At 59.7% G+C, this 22,570-nt stretch carries 34 protein-coding genes and 1 other RNA gene; 3 read left to right on the top strand and 32 right to left on the bottom strand.

Features of this window, described 5'->3' with window-relative positions:
- Positions 1 to 5: 5 nt before the first annotated feature.
- The 20 genes from ACO59D_RS05985 to ACO59D_RS06080 form a co-directional block, all read right to left on the bottom strand.
- Positions 6 to 425 (bottom strand): hypothetical protein, encoded by a 420-nt coding sequence (locus ACO59D_RS05985; protein WP_485126192.1) that lies wholly within the window; start codon positions 423 to 425, stop codon positions 6 to 8.
- A gap of 168 nt (positions 426 to 593) precedes the next feature.
- Positions 594 to 911 carry an HNH endonuclease gene (locus tag ACO59D_RS05990; RefSeq protein ID WP_485126193.1) on the bottom strand — a complete coding sequence of 106 codons (318 nt, stop codon included), beginning with the start codon at positions 909 to 911 and terminating at the stop codon, positions 594 to 596.
- A 110-nt stretch (positions 912 to 1,021) separates the two neighbouring features.
- A complete protein-coding gene (locus ACO59D_RS05995) occupies positions 1,022 to 1,432 on the bottom strand; it encodes a hypothetical protein (protein ID WP_485126194.1) in 411 nt (136 codons plus the stop codon).
- Between the two features lie 138 nt (positions 1,433 to 1,570).
- Entirely contained in the window at positions 1,571 to 2,008 is a 438-nt protein-coding gene (gene dut, locus ACO59D_RS06000) for a dUTP diphosphatase (protein WP_485126195.1), read from the bottom strand.
- A gap of 10 nt (positions 2,009 to 2,018) precedes the next feature.
- The gene (locus tag ACO59D_RS06005; RefSeq protein ID WP_485126196.1) at positions 2,019 to 2,411 is read right to left on the bottom strand and encodes a single-stranded DNA-binding protein; all 393 of its coding nucleotides are present in this window, start codon (positions 2,409 to 2,411) and stop codon (positions 2,019 to 2,021) included.
- Positions 2,408 to 2,731 (bottom strand): integration host factor, actinobacterial type, encoded by a 324-nt coding sequence (gene mihF, locus ACO59D_RS06010; RefSeq protein ID WP_485126197.1) that lies wholly within the window; start codon positions 2,729 to 2,731, stop codon positions 2,408 to 2,410. The genes ACO59D_RS06005 and mihF overlap by 4 nt, the downstream gene beginning before the upstream one ends.
- Positions 2,703 to 2,879: a hypothetical protein gene (locus ACO59D_RS06015; protein WP_485126198.1), complete on the bottom strand. Its 177-nt coding sequence runs from the start codon at positions 2,877 to 2,879 to the stop codon at positions 2,703 to 2,705. Before ACO59D_RS06015 ends, mihF begins: the two co-directional genes overlap by 29 nt.
- 191 nt (positions 2,880 to 3,070) lie before the next feature.
- On the bottom strand, positions 3,071 to 4,282 hold the full coding sequence (locus ACO59D_RS06020) for a tyrosine-type recombinase/integrase (protein WP_485126199.1): 1,212 nt from the start codon (positions 4,280 to 4,282) through the stop codon (positions 3,071 to 3,073).
- Positions 4,260 to 4,508, bottom strand: a complete 249-nt coding sequence (locus tag ACO59D_RS06025; RefSeq protein ID WP_485126200.1) for a hypothetical protein — start codon at positions 4,506 to 4,508, stop codon at positions 4,260 to 4,262. The genes ACO59D_RS06020 and ACO59D_RS06025 overlap by 23 nt, the downstream gene beginning before the upstream one ends.
- Positions 4,505 to 4,771, bottom strand: a complete 267-nt coding sequence (locus ACO59D_RS06030) for a hypothetical protein (RefSeq protein ID WP_485126201.1) — start codon at positions 4,769 to 4,771, stop codon at positions 4,505 to 4,507. The genes ACO59D_RS06025 and ACO59D_RS06030 overlap by 4 nt, the downstream gene beginning before the upstream one ends.
- 10 nt (positions 4,772 to 4,781) lie before the next feature.
- Complete coding sequence (locus ACO59D_RS06035) at positions 4,782 to 4,925, bottom strand: hypothetical protein (protein ID WP_485126202.1); 144 nt, start codon at positions 4,923 to 4,925, stop codon at positions 4,782 to 4,784.
- Complete coding sequence (locus tag ACO59D_RS06040) at positions 4,922 to 5,188, bottom strand: DUF3310 domain-containing protein (RefSeq protein ID WP_485126203.1); 267 nt, start codon at positions 5,186 to 5,188, stop codon at positions 4,922 to 4,924. Before ACO59D_RS06040 ends, ACO59D_RS06035 begins: the two co-directional genes overlap by 4 nt.
- A complete protein-coding gene (locus ACO59D_RS06045) occupies positions 5,185 to 5,400 on the bottom strand; it encodes a hypothetical protein (protein ID WP_485126204.1) in 216 nt (71 codons plus the stop codon). The genes ACO59D_RS06040 and ACO59D_RS06045 overlap by 4 nt, the downstream gene beginning before the upstream one ends.
- Entirely contained in the window at positions 5,390 to 5,737 is a 348-nt protein-coding gene (locus ACO59D_RS06050; RefSeq protein WP_485126205.1) for a hypothetical protein, read from the bottom strand. Before ACO59D_RS06050 ends, ACO59D_RS06045 begins: the two co-directional genes overlap by 11 nt.
- Before the next feature lie 5 nt (positions 5,738 to 5,742).
- Positions 5,743 to 6,060 (bottom strand): hypothetical protein, encoded by a 318-nt coding sequence (locus tag ACO59D_RS06055; RefSeq protein ID WP_485126206.1) that lies wholly within the window; start codon positions 6,058 to 6,060, stop codon positions 5,743 to 5,745.
- Between the two features lie 299 nt (positions 6,061 to 6,359).
- Positions 6,360 to 6,815: a Lin1244/Lin1753 domain-containing protein gene (locus ACO59D_RS06060; protein WP_485126207.1), complete on the bottom strand. Its 456-nt coding sequence runs from the start codon at positions 6,813 to 6,815 to the stop codon at positions 6,360 to 6,362.
- 30 nt (positions 6,816 to 6,845) lie between these two features.
- Positions 6,846 to 7,112: a hypothetical protein gene (locus ACO59D_RS06065; protein ID WP_485126208.1), complete on the bottom strand. Its 267-nt coding sequence runs from the start codon at positions 7,110 to 7,112 to the stop codon at positions 6,846 to 6,848.
- Positions 7,109 to 7,504, bottom strand: coding sequence for a hypothetical protein (locus ACO59D_RS06070; protein ID WP_485126209.1), 396 nt, complete (start codon positions 7,502 to 7,504; stop codon positions 7,109 to 7,111). Before ACO59D_RS06070 ends, ACO59D_RS06065 begins: the two co-directional genes overlap by 4 nt.
- A 189-nt stretch (positions 7,505 to 7,693) precedes the next feature.
- Positions 7,694 to 7,822 (bottom strand): hypothetical protein, encoded by a 129-nt coding sequence (locus ACO59D_RS06075; RefSeq protein WP_485126210.1) that lies wholly within the window; start codon positions 7,820 to 7,822, stop codon positions 7,694 to 7,696.
- A gap of 291 nt (positions 7,823 to 8,113) precedes the next feature.
- Entirely contained in the window at positions 8,114 to 8,338 is a 225-nt protein-coding gene (locus ACO59D_RS06080) for a helix-turn-helix domain-containing protein (RefSeq protein WP_485126211.1), read from the bottom strand.
- Between the two features lie 155 nt (positions 8,339 to 8,493).
- Between ACO59D_RS06080 and ACO59D_RS06085 the strand changes: the two genes are divergently transcribed.
- From ACO59D_RS06085 to ACO59D_RS06095, 3 genes are all read left to right on the top strand, one after another.
- On the top strand, positions 8,494 to 8,871 hold the full coding sequence (locus tag ACO59D_RS06085) for a helix-turn-helix domain-containing protein (RefSeq protein WP_485126212.1): 378 nt from the start codon (positions 8,494 to 8,496) through the stop codon (positions 8,869 to 8,871).
- A gap of 12 nt (positions 8,872 to 8,883) precedes the next feature.
- Positions 8,884 to 9,783 (top strand): 3'-5' exonuclease, encoded by a 900-nt coding sequence (locus tag ACO59D_RS06090; RefSeq protein WP_485126213.1) that lies wholly within the window; start codon positions 8,884 to 8,886, stop codon positions 9,781 to 9,783.
- A 257-nt stretch (positions 9,784 to 10,040) separates the two neighbouring features.
- Entirely contained in the window at positions 10,041 to 11,531 is a 1,491-nt protein-coding gene (locus ACO59D_RS06095) for a recombinase family protein (protein ID WP_485126214.1), read from the top strand.
- On the opposite strand, the gene ssrA is transcribed toward ACO59D_RS06095, so the two are convergent.
- The 12 genes from ssrA to ACO59D_RS06155 form a co-directional block, all read right to left on the bottom strand.
- Positions 11,485 to 11,855: a transfer-messenger RNA gene (gene ssrA / locus ACO59D_RS06100) on the bottom strand. The genes ACO59D_RS06095 and ssrA overlap by 47 nt on opposite strands.
- A 269-nt stretch (positions 11,856 to 12,124) precedes the next feature.
- Positions 12,125 to 12,847 (bottom strand): YoaK family protein, encoded by a 723-nt coding sequence (locus tag ACO59D_RS06105; RefSeq protein WP_485126215.1) that lies wholly within the window; start codon positions 12,845 to 12,847, stop codon positions 12,125 to 12,127.
- A gap of 252 nt (positions 12,848 to 13,099) precedes the next feature.
- The gene (locus tag ACO59D_RS06110) at positions 13,100 to 13,243 is read right to left on the bottom strand and encodes a rubredoxin-like domain-containing protein (protein WP_032111290.1); all 144 of its coding nucleotides are present in this window, start codon (positions 13,241 to 13,243) and stop codon (positions 13,100 to 13,102) included.
- An 88-nt stretch (positions 13,244 to 13,331) separates the two neighbouring features.
- Positions 13,332 to 13,997, bottom strand: a complete 666-nt coding sequence (locus ACO59D_RS06115; protein WP_485126216.1) for a flavin reductase — start codon at positions 13,995 to 13,997, stop codon at positions 13,332 to 13,334.
- A 69-nt stretch (positions 13,998 to 14,066) separates the two neighbouring features.
- Positions 14,067 to 14,543 carry an SsrA-binding protein SmpB gene (smpB, locus tag ACO59D_RS06120; protein ID WP_485126217.1) on the bottom strand — a complete coding sequence of 159 codons (477 nt, stop codon included), beginning with the start codon at positions 14,541 to 14,543 and terminating at the stop codon, positions 14,067 to 14,069.
- The gene (locus ACO59D_RS06125; RefSeq protein WP_485126218.1) at positions 14,527 to 15,471 is read right to left on the bottom strand and encodes a hypothetical protein; all 945 of its coding nucleotides are present in this window, start codon (positions 15,469 to 15,471) and stop codon (positions 14,527 to 14,529) included. The genes smpB and ACO59D_RS06125 overlap by 17 nt, the downstream gene beginning before the upstream one ends.
- A 79-nt stretch (positions 15,472 to 15,550) precedes the next feature.
- Positions 15,551 to 17,602, bottom strand: a complete 2,052-nt coding sequence (gene rnr / locus ACO59D_RS06130) for a ribonuclease R (protein WP_485126219.1) — start codon at positions 17,600 to 17,602, stop codon at positions 15,551 to 15,553.
- Between the two features lie 75 nt (positions 17,603 to 17,677).
- The gene (gene ftsX, locus ACO59D_RS06135) at positions 17,678 to 18,604 is read right to left on the bottom strand and encodes a permease-like cell division protein FtsX (protein ID WP_130811680.1); all 927 of its coding nucleotides are present in this window, start codon (positions 18,602 to 18,604) and stop codon (positions 17,678 to 17,680) included.
- Positions 18,591 to 19,523, bottom strand: coding sequence for a cell division ATP-binding protein FtsE (gene ftsE, locus ACO59D_RS06140; protein WP_485126220.1), 933 nt, complete (start codon positions 19,521 to 19,523; stop codon positions 18,591 to 18,593). The genes ftsX and ftsE overlap by 14 nt, the downstream gene beginning before the upstream one ends.
- Before the next feature lie 264 nt (positions 19,524 to 19,787).
- On the bottom strand, positions 19,788 to 20,717 hold the full coding sequence (locus ACO59D_RS06145) for a transketolase family protein (RefSeq protein WP_485126221.1): 930 nt from the start codon (positions 20,715 to 20,717) through the stop codon (positions 19,788 to 19,790).
- A gap of 2 nt (positions 20,718 to 20,719) precedes the next feature.
- On the bottom strand, positions 20,720 to 21,586 hold the full coding sequence (locus ACO59D_RS06150) for a transketolase (protein ID WP_130811437.1): 867 nt from the start codon (positions 21,584 to 21,586) through the stop codon (positions 20,720 to 20,722).
- 31 nt (positions 21,587 to 21,617) lie between these two features.
- The gene (locus ACO59D_RS06155) at positions 21,618 to 22,304 is read right to left on the bottom strand and encodes a transaldolase family protein (protein ID WP_130811438.1); all 687 of its coding nucleotides are present in this window, start codon (positions 22,302 to 22,304) and stop codon (positions 21,618 to 21,620) included.
- Positions 22,305 to 22,570 lie beyond the last annotated feature (266 nt).

Genomic DNA, 22,570 nt, shown 5'->3' on the forward strand with positions numbered 1-22,570 from the left:
CACTCCTAGTAGCGCGTTTCATTGATGAAGTCTACGAGCGCATCGGCGGCGGCGGTGCCGCTCGGAATCATGTCCGTAAGCTGCTTCACGCCGCGTGAGAACGTGGTGAAGAGCTTGTTGTACGCGCTGAAGCCGGGATGCTCGCGCAGTCCCGTCTGCCCCCCACCGTTGTCGTACTCGGTGTAGATGTCCTCGTAGAGCAGTTCTTTGCGGGAATCGTCGAGCTTGACTTTCAGGAAGGCGAGGTTCGCGAGCAGCGGCATGACAACCTTGCGCCTCTCGTCCGGTATCGCATCCTTGGTGATTTTGCGCAGCTTGTTAAGCTCGCTCGTTACGCGGTTCTCCTTGGCAACGGGGCGCTTCGGCGGGCTACTTCCTGCAACTCTGGCCGAAACTTTCGAATTATTTGCCGATTTCACCGTCATTGCAAGACCACCCCCTTTGCGAAACCCGGCGCGCGCATTTTTTTACCTCCCGACGTTGGTCCCCCGGCTATCGGCTGCGTTTTGCAGAACGGGGGGATTGCGTTGCCGTCTGAACTGCGGTTTTGTGTCAGACTTTCAGCGCGTACGTCTCGTTGTGTCGTTTCTGATTCAGTTACCGAGCGACACCAGATTGCCGTCGCCGTCGAATGCCAAGCCTTTTCGCGTTGAGCCTTGCCTTATCCAGCCGTGCACCTTCTTATGGCATCGGTCGCATAGGCTGACGAGGTTGCTGGGGTTCGTCGCGATGTCCGGGTCGTTGACGTTCGTCGGCGTCAGCTCGATGATGTGATGCACCATGACCGCAGGCGTTATCACGCCCTGTGCGAGACAATGCTGGCACAGATGGTTGTCGCGGGTCAACGCTGCATCCCTTGCGTGTTCCCATTCCGAGGATGCATAGAAGGCACGAGAGAAGTCCTTTGCCATCGCACACCCCGCAAATGAAAAGGGCGCGAGCTTTCGCCCGTGCCCTTCATAGAACCTAATCCACCATACCGAACTTTAACACATCGAGGGAACTGATGGGAACTATTATTTCAAGCAGTTCTCACCTTGGCCCATCCCTCGCGGTCGATGTAGGCAAACCCCACCTCGCACAGCTTGCGGCACCACTTGTCGGTGCATTGCATGATATCTGCAATCTCGGCCCACGTTTGCGCATTGCAATAGTACATGCAGATGGCATCGGCGTATCTTGTGCCCTTCAGCTTTGCCAGGCCGCCGCGACCGTCCGCGCCGTAGAGCACGATGCAGGCTTCGTCCATCACGCCTTCAGCATCGGCGATGCGCTGCCTTAGCTTCCCCTCGAAGTCGATGCGCGCCGTCACGCTATCCATCGGGTCGGCTGCACAGCTGCCGCCCACACCCTCACTATAGCGCTGTGTCTTCGCGCCCTCACGTGCCTTCATACGTTCAAGCATCTCTCGCGCCTCGTCTGTCCTAAGCATCTCGGCGCGCACTTCTTCGAAATACTCCTTGGCTAGCATAGGGCTTCACCGTTCTGTCGTGCGCTTGCAATCCGAGCGCCACAGCTTGAAGGCTTGCCACAAGCTGAGCCATCCGATAATCGCCAACATATCGACCGCCTACTCGACGCCGGTGCTGCCGAAGCCATCAGCGCCGCGCTCTGTGTCGCTCAGCTCATCCACTTGAACAAGGTCGCATGGGACATACGGCATCATGACAAGCTGGCAGACGCGCGTGCCCTTATCGAGCGTGACGGTCTCGGCGCTCTGGTTGAGCAGCGTTGCGCACACCTCGCCACGATACCCGCTGTCGATGACGCCAACGCTGTTCGAAAGTGTGATTCCCTTCTTGCTCGCAAGGCCACTGCGTGGGAACACAAGCCCGACGCATCCGCTCGGTATCTCGCAGGCGATGCCGCAGCCTACCGTCCGTTTCTGCATGGGTTCGAGCGTGACCGATTCCGTTATGCGAAGGTCAAGCCCCGCATCGCCGGGGTGTGCGTACTTCGGCGCTTCGACGTTGCCGACAGCCTTGATGTTCATCTTCCTGCCTACCATTGACTGCCCCCTAGAACGGAATGTCGCTGTCGTACACGTCAGAGCTGTTCGATGCCGGTTGCGGTTCCTGCTGTCCGCGCCTTGCCTGCATAAGCTCCAAGTCATCAACGCGGATTTCCCAGCGCTTGATGCTCTGCCCGTCCTTCTCGTAGGTGCGTGTGTGAACATGGCCTATGAGCGAAATCTTCGTGCCTTTGAGAAGCCACGGTGCGAGGGCTTCTGCACGCTTGCCGAACATGACGCAATCGAGCCAGTTGGTGTAATCGCCCCAAGTGCCGTCGCCCTGTGGCCTGCGCTCATTGACCGCAATCGAGAACGTAGCGACAGGATTGCCGTCCTTGGTGGAACGCAGTTCTGCATCTGCCCCGAGGTTGCCCGAAAGCGTGATTTTGTTCAGGCTCATTTCGCACCTCCGAACGTCTCTATGAGCGCGGCACGTTGACGGTTGCCGAGACCGCCAAGCCGGCGCGATTCGGCGATGTGCAACTTCTTCAATAGTTGCTGCGTCTTGCTGAATCCATATCCCGGCACGGCTTTGATGAGCGTGAATGCTCTCATGCGGGATATGGCCTTGTCTTCAAGCGCCATGTTCAGAACGTCTTCGACGCTGTAGGTTCCGTCGGCGACCTTCTTCAGAACCGCCGCCCGCTTCGAACGCGCAGCCTTTGCCTTCTCTAGGTTCGCCCTGCGCTGCTCAGTTGTCAGATTCGGAATCATCTTCATAGCCTTCCTTCTCGTAGGTGATGTACTCGGTGCCGTGCGTCAGCTTGACGGGCAGCGTGTAGTCCTTCAGGGCTTCGTCTGCGCCACGCCCCATGAGGTTTCGCTTCAGGCGCGCCCAGCAATCGTCATCAATCTCAATGGTTTTCATCACACCTCATTCCTTCGGGATTCGGTGGGACTTGCCGCCACACCGGCATCCTCCTTGCTCGCTATTGCCTGATAATCAGTCCTTATCTGTTGAGTGCCGTTTCCCTAAAGCTTGAAACCCTTGATTCAACTCGCTCTATGCCCTCACAACCAACCCGCGCTGAAAACATTCGATTGGTTCACTTTTGGCACCTACAGCCCAAGCGCACGGTGCTCTGCATGCGTGAACAGGTCTGCGATTCCCTCGTTGCCGCCAGGCAGCAGATGGCCGTAGACTCTCAGCGTTATAGCTTCGTCGGCGTGCCCGAGCTGAACCGATAGCTTCTTCAGGTTGCAGCCCTCGGCGATGAGCCACGTCGCATACGTGTGCCGAAGGGAATGGAACGTTATCTCTCGCGGCAACCCGCATGAGTCGCGAATGCGGCTAAAAGCGCGTGAGACCGTCGTAGGGCGCTCGTATTCCCCCTTCATGGTCACTAGCGGAGCTTTGGAGCTTAAACGCGCGGGCGTGCCATCTGAGTTTGCCAGAAAGGCATCCTGCTTGGATATGTAGGCGCTTATAACGCCAAGCTCGCCTTGGTTCACATCGACGTTGCGACTCTTGCGCCCTTTCGTAACGTCGCGCCGATAGGGCTTCCTTCCGCTCGATTCGATTACCGTTCCGCCTACGTGAATCCATGATTGGCGCATCTTCACGTCCTCGCGCCTGACGGCGCACACCTCGCCGACGCGCATGCCGGTGTGGAGGGCGAGCCAAGCGGCGAACGCATAGACGGCATCGCGGTAATCCGCCTTGGTCTCGAAATCCTTGTCGATGGCCTGTGTGAGCGCTGCATTGAATGTCCTGTAATCCCACTCGCTGACGGCTGCGGCTTCATGGTGCTCGGGCGATGGGTGCGCAACCGATACGAGCGGGTTGGCATCGCATGTGCCGCTTTCCACGAACCACCTGTAAGCGCCGCGTAGGAACATGTGCACGTTGTTTATCGTGTTGCGGCTGAGGCCCTGCCCACCTTCGGCTTTGCTCATGTGCAGACGCTCTTCGAAGCGATGGAAGTCCATCACGCCCAAATCACGCGCATTCGCGGTCTTCAGATATCTGGTGACATAGCGGATGAACAGGCGATAGCTTCTGGTGCTGTTCGGGCTTGCCCCGTTGCGCTCTCGAAGCTCTACGTAGTCTTCGAGCAAATCGGCAAGGCGCGTGCTCGCAACCGTCCCATTGGCGGTCAGGCTGCCCGCCCAGGCATCAGCAAGCGCCTGCGCGTCTTCCTCGGTCGCCGCGTCAGGAAAGCGCCTATAAGGCCGTATGGCCTTCCCGTCTGCGCCACGTCCGAGATAAAGTCGGCATTCCCAAACGCCGTCCGCACCGCGTTTGACCTTAGCGCCGGCCATTGTTGCCATTACCCCTCCATCTCGCATCTCCGAACGCGTGCGCGGCGTCGTGAAAGCGCTGCACCGCGCCGATGTCAACGCGCGCGCCATCGCGGAAGCCATCCATGTACCTGCTGCGCCCATAACGCCGAATGGCCATGAGCGACAGGGTGACGAGGGCTATGGCGCAGACGGCGGCGATGCCGCCGATGATGGGCGCGACGGGCAACACGATAACGAGACAGTTACGGTTCATCGCTGGTCTTCCTCGTCATCGGCGCGCGGGATAACCAGATGCATACGCTTGACGGTGATAGCCGGCACGCATTCGTCAAAGCGTAAAGACGCCACTATGTCCATCTCCGAGAGTGCCGCGCCCGGGTACTCACCGAGTAGGTTTTCCGCGTTGTCGATGATGTAGCGTCCGCAATCCTTGATTGCCTCGACAAAGCCATCATGCGTGCCAAAATCGCGGAACTTGCGAGCGGGCGTGTACTTTGATTCCATTTTGGTTTCCATGCAAAACCTCCTAAGGCATGCAGATGATGAGCGCCAATGTCACGAGAAACAGGGCGAGAAGCCTGAGCTGATTGATGACCCACCAGTACAGCAAGAGCGCGCAGGTGATGGCGGTAGCCGCGAGCACGCAAATCACGGCTTTGCGATGCTTCAACTTGTGCCGCCTATCTCATCGATGAGGTAGTCAATGCACTGCCTGCACTTCTGCAAGTCCTGAACGCCGTTCTTGCGTCGCCAGCGCCAGATGTACTTGAAGGCTTCGGCCCACCAATGGGCAGCGATAGATGGCAATGCGTACTGCTCCCCACTCATCATCGAGCGCATCGCATCCATGCACTCAATCTTGCCGTCTCCTGCGTAATGGTCGGGGTGCTCGACAACGCTCCCGTGGTTCTGGGAGCTCCTAATCACGGTCATTCGTCTCGCCTTCCTTCAAAGTTGTCACCCTGGATGCCTCCGTTCCCGTAAACTGGATAGTGTGGATAGTGCGCCGTCGCGCGCCGTTCGTCACTCGTGCGCGCCGCGACGCACAGGCACCACGCCACGACCGCCGTGCACGCGAGCGGCGCCGCCACCGGCACGGCCGCGGCGGCTGCCAGGACGGCGGCACCGCGCAGCTCAGCCCTCATCGCCGTCTCCCCCTGCATGCCCATCACCATCCCGGATGCACCTCGCGCCGCACTCGGGGCAGTATGCCGGCGGCGTCTTCTGCGGCCGGTACACGCTGTGGCCGCAGGAGAGGCGGTACTCGTAGGCGCAGCTGCCGTATAAGTACCTGCGGTAATCCACCTCGCACGTCGGGTCTATGAGGTCGGCGAGATGCAGGATTGCCGCCTTGCAGGTGCCCATTGCCTTGTTTGCGGCGTCGATGTGGTCGAGCAGGTCGTTGATTGCGTCGGAGTGCATGCATTCTGCCTCGCTCCTCAGCCTCGCCGCCACCTCGCGTCGCTCGTCGCTGGTCAGCATTCGTCTCACCTTCTCTCAAGAACCCTCGCGCCGCAGTTCGGGCAGTACTTGAAATGGGGCTTGTAGGGCGGCTCTTCGTCAAACCACCCCATGTCATAGCCGAACAGCATGTCAAATCCGCAGGCTGAGCACTCGAACGAACCGCAGTCCTCTGAGGGTTCGTATGTCTCTACCTCTTCGTCGTTCTCATCGAATCTGGTGGCAAACTCTGACGGCTCGTATGTGCACGTCTCCTGCAGCGCATATCTCCGCCCGCCGTACTCTATGAGGTCTGGGCATCCATGCGACTCTGACATGCTGAGCACTCGTATGCTCTTCGTCATCGCTTTCCCCCTCCTAATCGCGATTGTTGAAAACTCTGTTGAAAACACGTTGAAAACGATTCTTTCGATTGGATGAGTTGCCGTGATTTCGATTGCCTACAGAAAGAAGAAGCAAGAAAGGCAACCTTGCTTGTCACGTTGACTAACAAGCAAGGATGGTGGGTTTTGGTTTTGGTTAGGAACCAAAACCCACCTTGTCTTGTCTTGTCTTGTCTTGTTTTATGGTTAGGCAACCATTTGCGGGTGGGTTTAGCACCCTTAAAACCACTGGTTTTGCATTGGGTTTAACAAACATACTTTTACACCTCCTGACCTGCTGAATCGTTATTCTTCGAGTTCTTGCGTGGCCTTCCGCCCTTGCGTCCGTTAGCGCGTTGGCGACCGAAGTAAAGCGAGTTTTTTTGCATCCGAGAGTTTTTCAAACAGCCGTTTTCGTCGCGTTCCAGAAGGCCGATATCCAACAGCTCTGAGACATAAGATTTGCAATCTTCAATCGCTACGTACTCATCGAAAGCGCCCGTCTGGCCGAAGCCGAGAACGCCCGCGAGGATAAGCGCGTCTTCTTCCGTCTCGAATGCGATTGAGTGCCCTTTGGTGGCAGCCAGATACTCGCAGAGTCGCCACCATCGCCCGTAGCCGTCCCACCCACGGCGGTGAATGAGACGTTGGCACTTCACGTCCTGCGCTGCGTTGGAGTCGTGCGGGAAGAAGGCCATAGGCTCTTGCGCGGCGCCCAGCTCTGCGCTTGTAGGCATGTGTTCACCTCCTTTCGCTCTTTCTCGCCATCAGAGCGAAAGGTCTTCCGCAACGTATGCGCCCACGTAGGAAAGAAGACGCTGCATGTTGCGCGCTCTGTCTTGCTCGTATTCCGCATCTTCAGCAAGCAGTTCATCAACCCATGCGAGAGTGCCGCGAATGATCTTCAGGGTCGTTGGCATATCCATCTCGACCGCTTCTTTGGTCTCCATGTTCACAAGCGATAGGTTCGGGTTGAGCCAACGTGTGTCAGCATTAGCCTTCTGAATGGTGTCTACGACGTGCATTCGCTTCATTGCTTCCTCTCCTTATCGAACATGGATGCCCTAAGCTCTATGCGCATATCCGGGTTCCTTCTGAGCAGCCAGCGGGCGAGCAAAGGGCTGTCGCTGTTGTTGATTGCGTATTCGTGCTCGTGCCCTTGGTCATCGAAGAACGGCACGCCTACGAGCTTCACGGTGCCCTCATAGCGCTGTTTCTCGATGAGGTACTTGGTGGACACGCGCATGCCGTGCGCATCGATTGCAAGCGCCGTCAGCTCGATTTCACGAAGCGCCTTTGGGTTCTTCTCGCACCATTCCTCGAACAGGTATCGCCTGTCGGCAATCTTCAGCGGCATCGAGTAGACGTATTCGCGCTCCTCGCGCATGGCTGCCTCTAGCGGTTGCGTGTAGTCATCGGTGTCCATTCGGGCACCTCGCTTCGCGGCTCATGACGCGACGCAGTGCCGCTTCCGCTTCGGCCCTGCTTGCCGAAGGCGTAACGGGTAGCGCCTGGCAACGGCAAACAGTGCCAATTCCTTTGCTCTCAGGCGCGTTCGCGTCTTCCTCTATGCGCGCCATCCAGAAGCCCGCACTGTCGCGGTAGACTTCGGCCCTCATGACCAAATCACGCGCCACAAGACGCGCCCAACCGCGATGTAAAGCGGGGTGAGAAGCCACCAGCCAACCATGTCGCACGCATATGTCAGCAGCGCGGCACCTGCCATGGGGAGGATTCCACTCATGGTGAGAGCAGCTAAAACGTAGGCACCCCATCTCTTCCAACGTGGAAGATGCGCTAAACTGTCGTATGTCAATTGCTGTCCGCAATTTGACGCGCCCGCTCGAAGTGACCGCTTCGTACGGGCATCTTTCTTTGTAGCCATTCGCGCGTCTTCGCAACGGCGTACCTGCACCACTGACGCTGCACAGCGCTTGGGCCGCACGGTTTTGGCATTCGTGATACCACCTCCAAAACCGACGGTTTTTATTTCGGTTTCGCCTAAGCAAAACCGATGTTTTCCAGCTCGGTTCACTTAAACCGTCTCCTTCCAGCCCATGAGCTCGTTAGGGCTTTTGCCAACGACACGGCAAATCGCGATGATTTTGTCGGCACCCGGCGTGTAGCCATCTCCGCTCTCGTACTTAACGATTGAGTCCTTGGACACGCCCACCGCGTCTGCAAGTTCCTTCTGAGACATGTGCAGCGCCGCACGAGCCGAGCGCAGATTAGCGGCGAATGCCTCCTTGTTGAATTCCATTTGATTCACCTTCTAAATATGCAGATATCTTCCTAACACGTATGAAGTATAAGAGAGATATTGCCAATTACAATAGAAATCTAGGAAATAATTTGCCTATTCTCTCTATATGGAATAGAATTCACGGCAATATTTGCTTTTATTGGAGGTGCTGAATGCAGCTCGCTATCAACAACTTGAGAAGGAAGCTGCACATTACACAGACGGAATTTGCAACACGCGTTGGCGTGTCTTTACGTACCGTCGGCTCATGGGAACGCGGCGAATCAGTGCCGAACGCTGAGCAGGTTTGGAACTGTGCGATTGCTCTCAATTGCACACCAAACGACATACTCGGCTGGTACGAAGAGCATTCACACGAAGAAGACGGCGAATGCCTAACTCCGGTTGAGAGTGAGATAGTCGGATGCTATCGCGAGAGCACGCCGCAATGGCGGCAGAACATTGCGATGACCGCCCGCGCAGCTGCGGGTGAATCTAAAAAGACAGCCGAACGTCGTGTACCTCCCACCGAGGGACACCAAGCCGTATAGGGGTGAATCACAGTGAACAGGAAAGGCAAGCTGCTATCGATAGACCCGGAAGACGTAATCATCTTCGATACGGAGACAACCGGAATCAACGTCGGGGGAGATAGGCAAGATGAGATTCTTTCACTTGCCGTCATGAATCTTGCTGGCGACGTTCTGTTCAACGACAGATTCAAGCCGTCAAAGCGCAAACGGTGGCCGAAGGCAGAGGGCATCAACGGCATAAGCCCGGCCATGGTGAAGGACAAGCAGGCAATCGAGGAACGGAAAGACGAGATAGAGCCTATCTTCAAAGCCGCGAAGCTCTATGTAGCATACAACGCAGAATTCGACCTCGGCTTTCTCCGTGCCGCAGGGCTTGATATCCCCGAGCGTCAGACGTTCGATGTGATGAAGGAGTTCGCGAAGGTTCACGGCGAATGGAACGAACACTTCGAAGAATGGTCTTGGTGCAAGCTCGAAGACTGCGCCGCGTACTACGATTATCGAGACTTCGGCGCACACGATGCGTTGGCTGACGTGAAGGCGACGGCGCATTGCTACAAGGCGCTTCTCGATGACTCTCTATTTGGTGAACCTCGCCGCCATCCCAAGCGCGTTGAAGACGAGTTCGGCGAAAGCTACCTTGACTACGGCGATGAGGAATATAGAGACATCGTCTCGGGTGGTTATGCCGCATCTACAGCGAAACATGATGCAGCTACCAAATCTGTCGATAAGCAGGCAACCGAGCAGAAGCCCGAAACACGGAGTGAAGCCGAAAAGCAGCTGCGCAAGGCAAATCCTGCACTTGTAGCAATAGGCATTCTATGCGCCGTTGTGGGCTTCTTTATCGCCACGGCCGCACCTATCGTTGGCGTTCCGATTCTTGCTTTAGGCGTGCTTATCGCGTTTGTCGCGAAAGGCGGGAAATAACGAAGGCCCGCGCTGCTGCGGGGCTGACCTTCAATGAATCTTGGCACCGCCAGGACGAAAACAGGTGCTCTCTCATTTAGCTTCAAAGCCGTGAGCTGGTGTTATTTGATTGTAGGGGGGATTTGAAAGACGGAAAAACGGCAACTTAAAGTGTCGTTTTCAAAGAGAGGCCCCACGCGGGAACTTGGCGGAACGCGCGCAGGGCTGATGAAGAAGCAGAGCGCTTTACCGCGCCCGCTCTAAGGAGTGATTTTAGCATGGTGAAGAACCGAGCCGCTATATATGCGCGCTTCAGCTCGCACAACCAGCGTTCGGAGAGCATCGAGATACAAGTTGACAACTCACGCGCCTACTGCAAGCACGAGGGCTTGCAGGTCGTGAGAGAGTACTGCGACTATGCCCAAACGGGGCGCAACACAGACCGCGCAGAGTTCCAACACATGATGAACGATGCCAAATCAGGTCTATTTGACTACGTGGTGATTTACAAGGTCACGCGCATCATGCGCAACCGCGACGAAATGGCCTTGGCGCGCATCATGCTGCGCAAGGCGGGTATCGAAATCCTCTATGCCGGTGAAGAGATATCAAGCGGTTCGAGCGGCGTGCTCCAGCTCGGGATGCTCGAAGTGCTTGCCGAATGGGAAAGTGCCATTGACAGCGAGCGCATCAGGGATGGCATACAGAAGAACGCCGAACGCTGCATGGCGAACGGGTGCTCGCTTTACGGATGGGATATCGAAGGTGGCCGCTATGTGATAAACGAACGTGAAGCGGCAGTGATGCGGCGGATGAAGAACCTGCTCTTCAGCGGAAGCTTGGTTGCCGACATAGTGCGCGCCGTCGATGGAGAGAGAAGCAAACGCGGCACTAGGCTCAATCAGGATACTGTCACAAAGCTTCTGAAACGCGTGCAGAATGCAGGCGTCTACAAGTACGCAGGGCATCAAGTGGAAGGCGGAATGCCCGCGCTTTGGTCGCAGGAAGAGCAGGACATGATTGACAGCATCCTAGGCGACAGGCACCGCCCGCGCAGGAAGGTTGACAGCGCGTTGGAATTCCCGTTCACCGGCAAGCTCTACTGCTCGCGATGCGGCAGGCCGATGGCAGGCACAAGCGGCACATCCAAGACCGGAACGGCATATCACTACTACAAATGCAAGAAGTGCCGCAGAACGATACGGCGCGACCTCATAGAAGATGTCGTGGTCGATATGACCTATGAAGCGGTGAAGCGCGATGACGTGAGAAGGCGAATCGCCAAAACGCTCGTGAGCTATGAAGCGGAATTGGATTCGGAAGAGAAGCCGGAGAGCTATTACATCAAGAAGGAGATGCGGCGCATTGACACCGCGTTTGAGCGAATCTGGCAGGCGATAGAAGACGGAATCGCACCGCCCGGTGGCAAAGACCGCATAGACGAATTGAAACGTCAGAAAGCGGATTTAGAAGCTCGCTTGCATGTTGCCGAGCAAACGGAATCAGCGCAGCCGTCAATAGACGATGTGTTGCTGTGGCTCGATGACTTGGCGACAGACACGACGCCCTTGGAAATCATGAACGATTGGATACGGTTTGTTGAGATTGACGCGCATACGGTGACCATCTATTTCATGTTCGATGATTTGCCTGACGATTTCACGCCTGAAAAGAAAAAGGCCGAACACCCCCGCTATGAGAGGTGTTCGACCAATTCTCTTATGGTGGAGGTGCGGAGAATCGAACTCCGGTCCAAGGCACATCCCTGACAGGTGTCTCCAGGCTCAGCTGCCGGTTAGATCTTGGAGGCCGCGCACCCGGTAGCCCGCGCTTGGCCTCCCAGCCGGTTTGGTCTTAGCGCGCGGCATACCGACTACATCCGCGCGAGCGTCTCCCTAGAATGACGCCGCCCCGGGAGCGGGAGAGACCCCCGGTTTGACGCGCTGGTTAGTAAGACTAAGCAGCGAGAGCCAGCTGAGGCTCGTAAGAAGAATTGTCGTCAATTCAATTTGACGGTTCCCCTGTTTAGCGTGGCGAGGAGACCACGGCCTGCTGCCCATCTCAGATGCACCCTGTCGAAACCAGTCACCCCCAGAGATGGAATGGGGATGCTGCCACCATACGCGTTATCAAAGAGCAACGGCATGCAGCCGCATGGGATAGTGTACCCAAAACGGCGCGCCACGGACGTGGCGAGAGGACGCAAGGGGTTTCTCGGCGGGCAACCCCCAGCACATGCAACTGACGTGCGTACGCACGATGCGGAAGTTTTGACAGGCCGAGGCCCGTAGAGGCCCCGGATGACAGAAAAGCCCCGTCATGCATACGCGGAAGTGGCCTTTCTCGCCATACCTGCAAGGCATCAGCGCTGCTCAAGCGTGACGTCAGCCTTCTCTGCTACAGTGGTTCGCGCACGCTCGCGGGCGCGCTTCTCACGGTCCTGGAACATCACGAAGAAGGCGACCAGAAGCAATGCCGTGCTTACGAGAATCGCCTTGGACCCCAGCACGCCAATGGCACGGCTGCCGACAATCGCCCCAATGGCAAAGCAGAGAATCACCCCGTAGTAGAGAAGACTCCCCTCAAGGTGAGCCCGGTCTTTCTCGTGTGCATAGTCAATGAGCTGCTGGGTTCCGCTGCGCAGGTTACCAATACACATGGTGGTGGCAAAGCCGTTGCCGTGGAGCTTTCTAAACGCCTGGACCTGAATTCCACAACCCAACGAGGTAAGGCTGTTTGCGATGAGGTTGAGGTCGTCGGGGACAAATGACACCACAAAGAGAAGCGCTGCCTCGACGAGAAGGGCGGTCTGCCGCCAGTGAAGGCGACGCTCCCTTGAGAGGAGCTTGATGGAGTGCGCAAGGGCAATGCCCACCGCAAATGCCACCACGGGGACCGCGTAGTGGAGGGCGCCATGCACGTCGCCATCGGCGAGGTTCACGCCAAAAAGCAGGATGTTGCCGGTCTGTGCGTTGGCAAAGACCTTCCCGCGCGCAAGGTACGAATAGGCATCCATGAGCCCACCCGAAAACGCGAGAATCGCCGCCAGCTCGATGGACTCTGATGTCTGCTGAGCGCGCTTCATCTACCAGGGCCTCCTTGCCTCTCAGAGCACATCCCACTGTCTTGCGCCCTGCTGGTCGCACCCGCAGCGGCCGTCCCAAGCCGTCACGGCTTCGCCATTGTAGCGCGGGGCGAACGGCCTGGCGAAAGCCACAGGGGATAGCCACCCGCATGTAAAGAGACCGAAAAAGAGACGATCCCATGCCGCATGTGCAGCTCGGGATCGCCGGGGTCACCCCATCAGAGCGAGGCGGTCTGTGATTGGAGCTCCGAGTTACTCCTCGACGAGCTCGAACATGTCGGGGCCAACGCCGCAGACGGGGCAGACGTAGTCCTCGGGAAGCTCGGGGGTGTCGACGGTGACCTCGTAGCCGCAGACGGTGCAGCGGAAGGTGTAGGTCTTCTTCTCGTCAGCCATGGTAGTTCCTCTCTCTTGAACACGCATACCTTGCCAACACATGCCATTGCCAAACGTACATCAACCGTGGCGCACCACGGGTAGAACCCTAGTCAATCTTTGTGAAGTTCTCTGGCCCGACACCACAGATGGGACAACGGAAGTCCGCTGGAAGCTCCCCATCGGTAGTCTCATGGACATACCCGCAGACGTTGCAGCGGAAGTGGTGCTTGGGCGCCGAGACGGACACCACGGGCTTGGTTGGGTCCTCGCCCTCAATGTAGGAGGATGCCTTGGGCGGCGTCTTGCCCTTGAGGACGCCGTGGTAGTAAGCGTAGGTCATGGGCTCCTCATCCGAGATGCGCTCAGCGTCGGAGACCTCCCCAATAAACATGATGTGGGTGCCAAGGTCAACGGTGTTCACAACCGCGCAGCAGACCATCGCGCAGGCATGCTCGGTCGTGTAGGGGTCGAAGAGCAGCGAGGCCTTGGTGTCAAAGCCCTCGAACTTGTCGACGTCGGCCGAGCTCTTGAAGCCAAAGCGACCAATGAACGGCATATCAGCCGTCTTGGAGACCACCGTAAGGGTGAAGTGCCCCGCCTCATTCACAACCTGGGTAGTGTGGTTCTCCTTGTTGAGCGTAACCGCTACCTGCAGCGGGTTGCTTGTCACCTGGAGAGCCGTGTTGATAAGACACGCACCCACGTTCTCGCCATCGTTGGCCGATACAACATAGAGCCCATACGAGAAGCTAAACAGTGCCTTTGCGTCCATCGGTCTCCTCTCTTCGGCCATGCGGACCAGACTCCACGTGAGACAAAGGGACTGTCCCCTTGTCTCATCTTATCGGCTCCTCTCCTTGAGCGCGCGCTGAATCTCGCGGTCGGTATCACGGCGGGCCATGTCGTCGCGCTTGTCGTAGAGCTTCTTGCCGCGGCACAGGCCAATGCAGAGCTTCACGCGGTTGTGCTCGTCGAAGTAGAGCTCCAGCGGGATAAGCGCCATGCCCTTTGTGCGGAGCTTGCCGTCGAGGTAGTCGATCTGATGGCGGTGGAGGAGGAGCCTGCGCTTCCTGTCGGGATCCACGTTCCACACGCCACCGTTTGAGTATGGGTGGATGTGCATGCCGTGCAGCCACACCTCTCCCCCACGGACGAGGCAGAAGGCGTCGGTAATCTGTGACGCGCGCTCACGCAGGCTCTTGACCTCGGTGCCGGTGAGCTCGACGCCCGCCTCGAAGGTCTCGTCTACAAAGTACTCGTGACGCGCGGCGCGGTTGCGTGCGATGGTCCTTCTTTCTCGCCTAGTTGGCTTGGACATCGCCCGCACCCCCATCGCCCTGCGCCGCATTTGACATGTTGGGCGCGTCATCCCGAGCGGAGCCCCCTGCGGACTCGCGGGCCATCTCGGCGTCCGTGTCACGGATGAGCTGCAACAGCGCCATGGCAGCAGGCTCGCCCACTAGGTCGCGGGCACGCAGCGTGAGGTTGGTTGCCACGTCACGCCCACCTGCGGCAGCGGCATCCTGGGCGCACATGAGAAGGCAGACGGCCACTTCAGCGTTTGCCCCGTCGGGCAGCCCCTCCGCGGAGAGAAGGTCTGCGGTCTCCTTGTCACTCACGCCATCAGGGTCTCGCTCGGTGCCGCCGGCCTGGTCAAGCGCCGCTGCGAGCGCGGAGTCCTTCACCTCGAGCCTCCTTGCCGCGCGAAGCGCCGCCGCAGCGGTGCGTGGCTTGTCCTGTGCCTCAAAGTAGCCCGCAAAGTTGAGAAACGCGCGCGCAAGGTGACGCGCCTCGCTCGCACGCTCAAAGCAGCTGTATGTGAGCGCCAAGTACTCCTGCATGTCACCATTGGTGCGGAAGAGGTCGGCCAGGTCAAGGCGATAGCCACAGTTCATGGGGTTCCAGCGCACAGCCTGCTTGAGAGCCTCGGTACCAGCGTTGTAGTCACCCGCACGCACGCAGGCAAGGGCCAGGTCGGCATAGAGACGGTCCAGTGGCTCGCCGACATCGTGCAGGGTACGGGGGTCCCGCTCCACGTGTCGATAGCACAGGCGGTCGAAGACTGTAGGGAAGCTAAACCACTGGTCGGTCTCCGTAGCTGCACAGTTGCGGTCCACGTACTCCTCGGCGTCCTCGGCAAGACGGGCGAGAAGCTCCCGCGCTGCGTCGTCCTGCCCCTGAAGGATGAAGCCCTCCGCCTGCTCGAGGCCATCCGTTAGCGTGCCCTGGCTCTGCTCCTGATCCATGTCCCTCTCCCCTGGCCCCGCTGGACCAAACATCAACGCGCGAGGTGCGCGGCATATACGCTGCCCGATAGTCTTCCCATTATCGCGCGTCACCACGCGCGTCGGCGAGCGCGAAGTCTATCCTGCCGCGTGGGACATCGGTCTCGGTGACCACCACGCGCACGCGCGTGCCCAACCCCCACACACGCCCCGATTCCTCGCCGATAAGTGTCATGCGGTCCTCGTCGTACTCGAGCCACTCGCCGCCAAGGGCACGCGCGGGAAGAAGCCCCTCAGCGCAGGTGTCGTCGAGCATCACGAAGAGGCCAAAGCGCTCGCAGCCGCAGACCACGCCCGAGAAGACCTCACCCACGTGGTCGGCGTAGAGCTCGGCCATCTTGATGCGCTGGCTGTCCCGCGCGGCCCCATCCGCCGCGCGCTCCATCTGCGAGCAGGTAGCGCAAAGCTGCGGTAGCTGGCTCGCTATGTTTTCCTGCTCACAGCTCCCGAGCGCCCCAGCGAGAAGCGCCTTGAGCGCACGATGCACCAGCTCGTCCGGATAGCGCCTGATGGGCGAGGTGAAGTGGCAGTACGCCCGTGCCCCAAGCGCGTAGTGGCCCTGGTTGGTCGGAAGGTAGACCGCGCGCTTCTGCGCACGGAGGAGCAGGGCGCTCGCAAGGTACTCGCCGGTGGTCCCACGGGCTGCGTCCAGCACGGCGTTTATCGCCGCAGGCTCACCTGCGATGAGAGCGTCTCGCTGGTCGTTCCCCCCAATAAGCCCCAGTTCCATGAGGGGGCGCACCGTTGCGCGGAGGTCTTCCGGCGACGGACGCTCGTGCACGCGGTAGGCGCAGGGCACCTCACGGTCTGCAAGCATCCGGGCAACAGACTCATTGGCGAGAAGCATCGCCTCCTCCACCAGCCCCGTTGCCCGTGTGCGCGTACGCACGGTCACACTCGTGGGATGCCCCTCCTCGTCCAGGACCACCTTGGGCTCAACGGTATCGAAGTCGATGGACCCACGCTCCTGACGTATGCGCTCGCGAAGGCCCCGGATGCAATCGAGCGTGCGCAGGGCATCTTCCAGGGCGACGGCATCCGTCGAATCGTCGTGCAGCACCGAGGCATCCACGCGACCCTGGAGCAAGTTATCCACGGTGTCGTAGTCAAGCCGCCCGGTCGACCGTACCGCCGAGTTCATGGCTGTAGCCGAGATGAGGTTGCCAGCGGCGTCGAGCTTCATATGCACGCTCATGGTCAGGCGGTCCTCTCCCGGCTTAAGCGAGCACACGTCGTTGCAGAGGCGCTCCGGAAGCATGGGCAGCACGCGGTCGACAAGATAAGCCGAGCAGGTACGGCGCTTGGCCTCATGGTCGATGGGAGTGTCCCAGCCTACGTAGTGCGTCACATCGGCAATGTGGACCCACAGCTCGAAGCCCCCACCTGACAGCCGCGTGGCAAAGACCGCGTCATCGAAGTCGCGCGCATCGACGGGATCGATGGTCACACAACGAAGCGAGCGCAGGTCACGACGGGTGCAATCGCGCTCAAGCGCACCTTCGACATCCGCGCGAATGGACCCTGCCTGGGCAAGTGCCGCTGCCGGGAATTCCGTGGCCAGCCCATAGGAGGCGATGACCGACTCTATGTTGAGGTCAAGCTCATCCGAAGAGCCCACGCGACGCTCAAGCGTCACCACTGCAGCACTGTTGCGCGTAGGGTATTCCACAATGCGAGCAACAACCACGTCACCCTCCCCCACGCCAAGGCGCACGGGAGGGTTGTCCTCCGGGACCACAAAGAAGTCGCGGCCCAGACGGGCGTCGAGCGGCACCACGGCACCCAGCGGCCCCGCCTGCTCAAAGCGACCAAGAAAGGTGGTCTGTGCCCGCGTTATGACACCCTGGACCAGCGCAACCTTCTCGTCGCCACGTACAGGAAAGACAGAGACCGTAACCTCATCGCCATTCATGGCCTCGCGCAGTCCTCGGCGAGCAACGCGAAACGTCCCCTCGGCCGTCTCGACCGTGGCCATGCCGGGCCGCAGCACACGCAGCGTGCCGGCAAGCGTGGGGGAGCGCCGCTTGGCCGCCTTCCCACCTCCGCACCGGTGATTGCCTCCGTGCCTTGCGCCAGGACGTCTTCTGCCCATGCGTCCTCCTTGAAAGCGGGGCGGCGCGAACAAAGCCGCACCGCCCCTTCTGTCAGAGATTCTATAGCGCCCCCGCTAGACCTTGAGGTAGCGCCTCATGGCAATGGCGGAGCTGAAGAGACCGATGATAACGCCCAGCACCAGAAGGCCGCCATAGGTGAGGTAGAGCGCCTCGGGCGACACGTAGAACGAGAGGAACTTGAGGCTGTTCTCGAGCCTGGGCATCACGTAGCTCATGCCAGCCGCAAGCGCGATGATGGCAAGGCCCGCACCGATGAGCGACTCCAGCGTACCCTCCATGATGAAGGGCCCTCGTATGAAACCGTTCGACGCGCCCACCAGGCGCATGATGGCAATCTCCCTGCGGCGAGCGGTGATGGCGAGACGAATCGTGTTGTTGATGAACACGAACGCCACAAAGATGAGAAGCGCGACGAGCACGACGGCAGCAACACGCACCACGTTAGTGAGCGAGAAGAGCTTCTCGACGGTGCCGCGACCGTACTGGACATCGCTTGAGGGGCTGCCGGGCGTATCGCAGACAGACTTGAAGGTCTCGTCGGCGATAAGGCGCTCGGCCGTACTCTCGACCTGCTGAGGGTCCGAGAGCTTGATTACGAGCGAAGCCGGAATGGGATTCTGGCCATCGAGCGCAGCCACGGCATCAGAGGCGTTCTTCTGCGACATCGAGGTGCGGTACGTCTCGAGGTTCTCTTCCTTGCTGTGGTACGTGACGGACTCGACGTTGTCCCAGCCTTCGATCTCGGTCTGAAGCTGCTGGACGGTGGCCTGGTCGGCATCGTCGGCAAGGAAGGCCTGGATGGTGACCTTGTCCTCAACGCTGCCCACCATGTTGCCCAGCACGTTGGAGGCGAGCGCGAACGCTCCGATGATGAAGAGCGAGAGGAAGATGGTCACGATTGCGCCAAGCACCGTCGACCAGTTCCTGCGGAAGTGATGGCCTGCCTCGCGTAGCGAGTAGGTGAAGTTAGAGGGCACCATAGTAGCCGTAGCCCCCCTTCTCTTGGTCGCGGACAACATGACCGGCCTCCAGCGCAATAACGCGCTTGCGCATGGAGTCGACCATCTCGCGGTCGTGGGTTGCCATGACCACGGTCGTGCCCTCGCGGTTAATGCGGTCGAGCAGCTTCATGATGCCCAGCGAGATGGCCGGGTCGAGGTTGCCCGTAGGCTCGTCGCAAATGAGCAGCGGCGGGCGGTTGACCATGGCCCTTGCCACGGAGACGCGCTGCTGCTCGCCACCGGAGAGCTGGTCGGGGTAGTTGTCTTGCTTCTCGGCAAGGCCCACGAGGCGAAGCACCTCGGGAACCTGCACGTTGACAACGGCGCGCGGCTTGCCTATACACTCAAGCGCGAAAGCGACGTTCTCATAGACCGTCTTGTCCGGCAGGAGCTTGAAGTCCTGGTAGACAGTACCAATCTGGCGGCGCAGGTATGGGACCTTGCTGTTCTTGAGCTTGGTGAGGTCCTGGCCGGCAACAAGCACCTGACCGGAGGTCGCACGTCGCTCGCAGGTGATGAGGCGCAGTAGCGACGACTTGCCCGAGCCAGAGTGGCCCACGATAAAGACGAACTCACCGGGATAGATGTCAAGGCTCACGCCATCAAGGGCGGGCTTGTTGGGCTGCGCCGGATAGATGAGCGACACATTCCTGCACGAGATGGTGGGCGTGCCGGTGCGCGGCGTCACGGGTGCGTCATCACTTGCGAGAGATGCAAAGACGCTCGTGTGGGAGTGCTGCTCGCTCGTGGAATCAGCGGGTTCGGACGCCGTGACAACATGGACTGCCTCGGGTGCATCTTCGGGGGCAGCGGACGCCTGCGCACCGTCAGCGCTCTCGACGGGCTCGATGTCCGGAACATTGTTCACGATATGCTCGTTAGGGGGTACAAGCCTCATACCGTCCCCATCCGACCCCTGTCGCTCTGTGCTGCGAAAGTGGTTGGCCACGGAAGCTCCTTCTTCTGGCTAGCAGATGCAGATACATGCACCATGATACCAAGCGCTGTGTTACCCACGTTCGAGTCGCATCGCACGAACAGAGAACACGCAGATAGAGGCCACGAGAAGGCCACAGGAAATGCAGCCATAAACCGCAAACAGGGGCGCGCGACGACTCCTGTGCCGTCGCGCGCCCTCCCGGACGTACCTGCCATTCCTTTGCTACGGGCGGACAAACCCCTCGACCTGGCGGGCAACGCCTGCGCCGTCAAGGCCAAAGTGTTCGAGCAACACGTCTCCGGGAGCAGAGGTGCCAAAGCCCCTCATGCCCACCAGGTGCATGGGCGTGGGCCTCTTCTCGGCAAGAAGCGCTGCCACGGCAGAGCCCATGCCCGTATCGACCAGGTGCTCCTCAACCGTCACGACGCGACCGGTCTTCTCGGCAGACGCGAGTATAACGTCCTCTGCGAGCGGCTTCACCGAGAATACGTCAATGACCTCGGCGGATATGCCGCCCTGCGCCAAGATGTCCGCAGCTGCCAGCGACTGGGCCACCTCGACGCCACAGGCAAGAATGGTGACGTCGGCACCCTCGCGCAGCACGCCCGCGTACGGGAGGCCGCCCACGAAGGGCTCATCGTAGACCTCGGGCACCTTGTGGCGACCCATGCGCACGTAGACGGGACCGGGCGTGGTTGCGGCAATGCGAATGGCGGCCTTGGCAGCACGGTAGTCTGCCGGCACCAGGACACGCATGTTGGGAAGGGCCCGCATCATGCCGATGTCCTCGAGCATCTCGTGTGTCGCACCGTCTTCGCCCACCGTGATGCCGGCGTGCGTGGGGCACACCTTCACGTTGAGGTTGGAGTCGCAGACGGTATTTCTGATCTGGTCGTAGCAGCGGCCAACGCCAAACACGGCAAACGATGCCGTGAACGGAATGCGCCCGGTAAGAGCGAGGCCCGAGGCCACGCCAATCATGTCCTGCTCGGCGATGCCCACGTCCACAAAGCGGTCGGGGTAGGCCTTCTCGAGCTTGTTGGTGGTGGTGGACCCTGCAAGGTCGGCGTCGACCGCGCAGACGTTAAGCCCCTCGTCTGCCAGTTCGATGAGCGTCTCACCAAAGGCTTCGCGTGTTGCCCTCTTGCCCATGGCTAGGCCTCCTTCTCGATCTGGGCGCGCTCCGCATCGAGGTCGGCCAGCGCAAGCGCGGTCTCTTCCTCGTTGGGTGCCTTGCCGTGCCATCCCGCCTCATTCTCCATGAACGAGACGCCCTTGCCCTTGACGGTGTCGCATACGATGGCCGTAGGTGCCGCCGAGAAGGCAAGCGCCTCCTCAACCGCAGCGCGCAGGCGTTCGACGTCGTGGCCATCGGTGTGGATGACATGCCAGCCAAATGCCGCAAGCTTGGCGTCAATGTCGCCAAGGGAGTTGACCTTGCGCACGTCGCCATCAATCTGCAGGTTGTTAAGGTCAAGGAACATGGTGAGGTTGGAGAGGCTGTGGTTGGGGGCAAACATCAGCGCCTCCCAGTTTGAGCCCTCCTGCAGCTCACCGTCGCCACACACGCAGAACACGTGGCGCGGGCGGGCGCCCTCCGGGGCGTCCGCGAGAAAGCCTAACGCGGCACCGGCGGAGACGGACAGGCCCTGGCCAAGGGAGCCCGAGCAGACCTCCACCCCTGGGAGGGCATGCCCGTCTGGATGCCCCTGCAGGCGCGTGCCAAGCTGGCGAAGCGTTCCCAGCTCGTCATCACGCACCCAACCAATCTGGTGGAAGGCGGCATAGAGCGCGGGTGCTGCGTGGCCCTTGGAGAGGATCAGGATGTCGCGATCCGGGCTCTTGGGGTCATGCTCGTCATAGTTCATGACACCGGTGAGAAAGAGCGTGGCAAGGATGTCCGTGCAGGACAACGAGCCGCCAGGGTGTCCTGACTTGGCCTTTGACACCATGGTGATAATGTCGTGACGCATCGAGTTGGCAAGGAGCTTCACCTCGTGCGTCGATCTCACAGTGCTCATGCATCTCCTCTCGCGCAGTCGCTGCAGCCGTCTAGGCCTGCTCCTCGACTACCTTAGCCCAATCGGCATCAAACTTTGTGCGTCCCTCAACGGTAAGCGGATGCCTCACGCACTTCTTGAGTGCAGAGAAGGGCACGGTGGCGATGTCGGCGCCGAGAAGCGCCGCCTGTGTCACGTGGTTGGGCGTGCGCACGGAGGCCGTGATGATCTCGGGCCCGCCCTCCTCGTCCCAGTAGCCGTAGGTGTAGTTCTTTACGCACTGCACCACGGTCGCAAGCTGCTGGATGCCGTCATCTCCGATGTCATCGAAGCGGCCGACGAAGGGGCTGATGTAGCGGGCGCCGGCAGATGCGGCGAGCAGTGCCTGGGGCGCCGAGAAGACGAGCGTCATGTTGACGCGGATGCCCTCCTTGGCAAGCGCATGAGTCGCAGGCAGGCTCTCCTCGCAGATGGGCAGCTTGACCACGATGTTGGGTGCGAGCGAGGCAAGGTGCTCGCCGTCTGCGATCATGCCCTCGGTCGTCTTGGCCTGGGACTCCGCCGAGACGGGCAGCCCCTCGCAGAGCTCGCAGATCTTGACCATGTGGTCCTCGAAGTCCGCAAGCTTGCCGCCGGTCTTGGCATAGAGCGACGGGTTGGTGGTGACTCCCGAGAGAACTCCCCAGCTCTCGGCCTGCCTGATCTCGTCGAGGTCTGCTGTGTCGATAAAGAACTTCATGATGAACCTCTCTCCCTTGCTGACGCACGCTGTTGCGACATTCTCATGGTATGCGAGACAAAGAACCAGCGCGTACACCCTTCGTTCACCCGTCCGCATCAATCCGCGAACGATATGAGGTGTGGCGGTTACGTGAATCCCCCTTACGTGAACGCCCCCCTCGGCGCACGTGGCACCACGGGGGCGTTGGGTGGGAGATGCGCTCGCCTGTTACGCCCCCATCTGGGCGCGGGTCTCGTCGATGATGCGGCGCACCTCCGCGGCGC

It is taken from the genome of Tractidigestivibacter sp. (assembly GCF_057241865.1).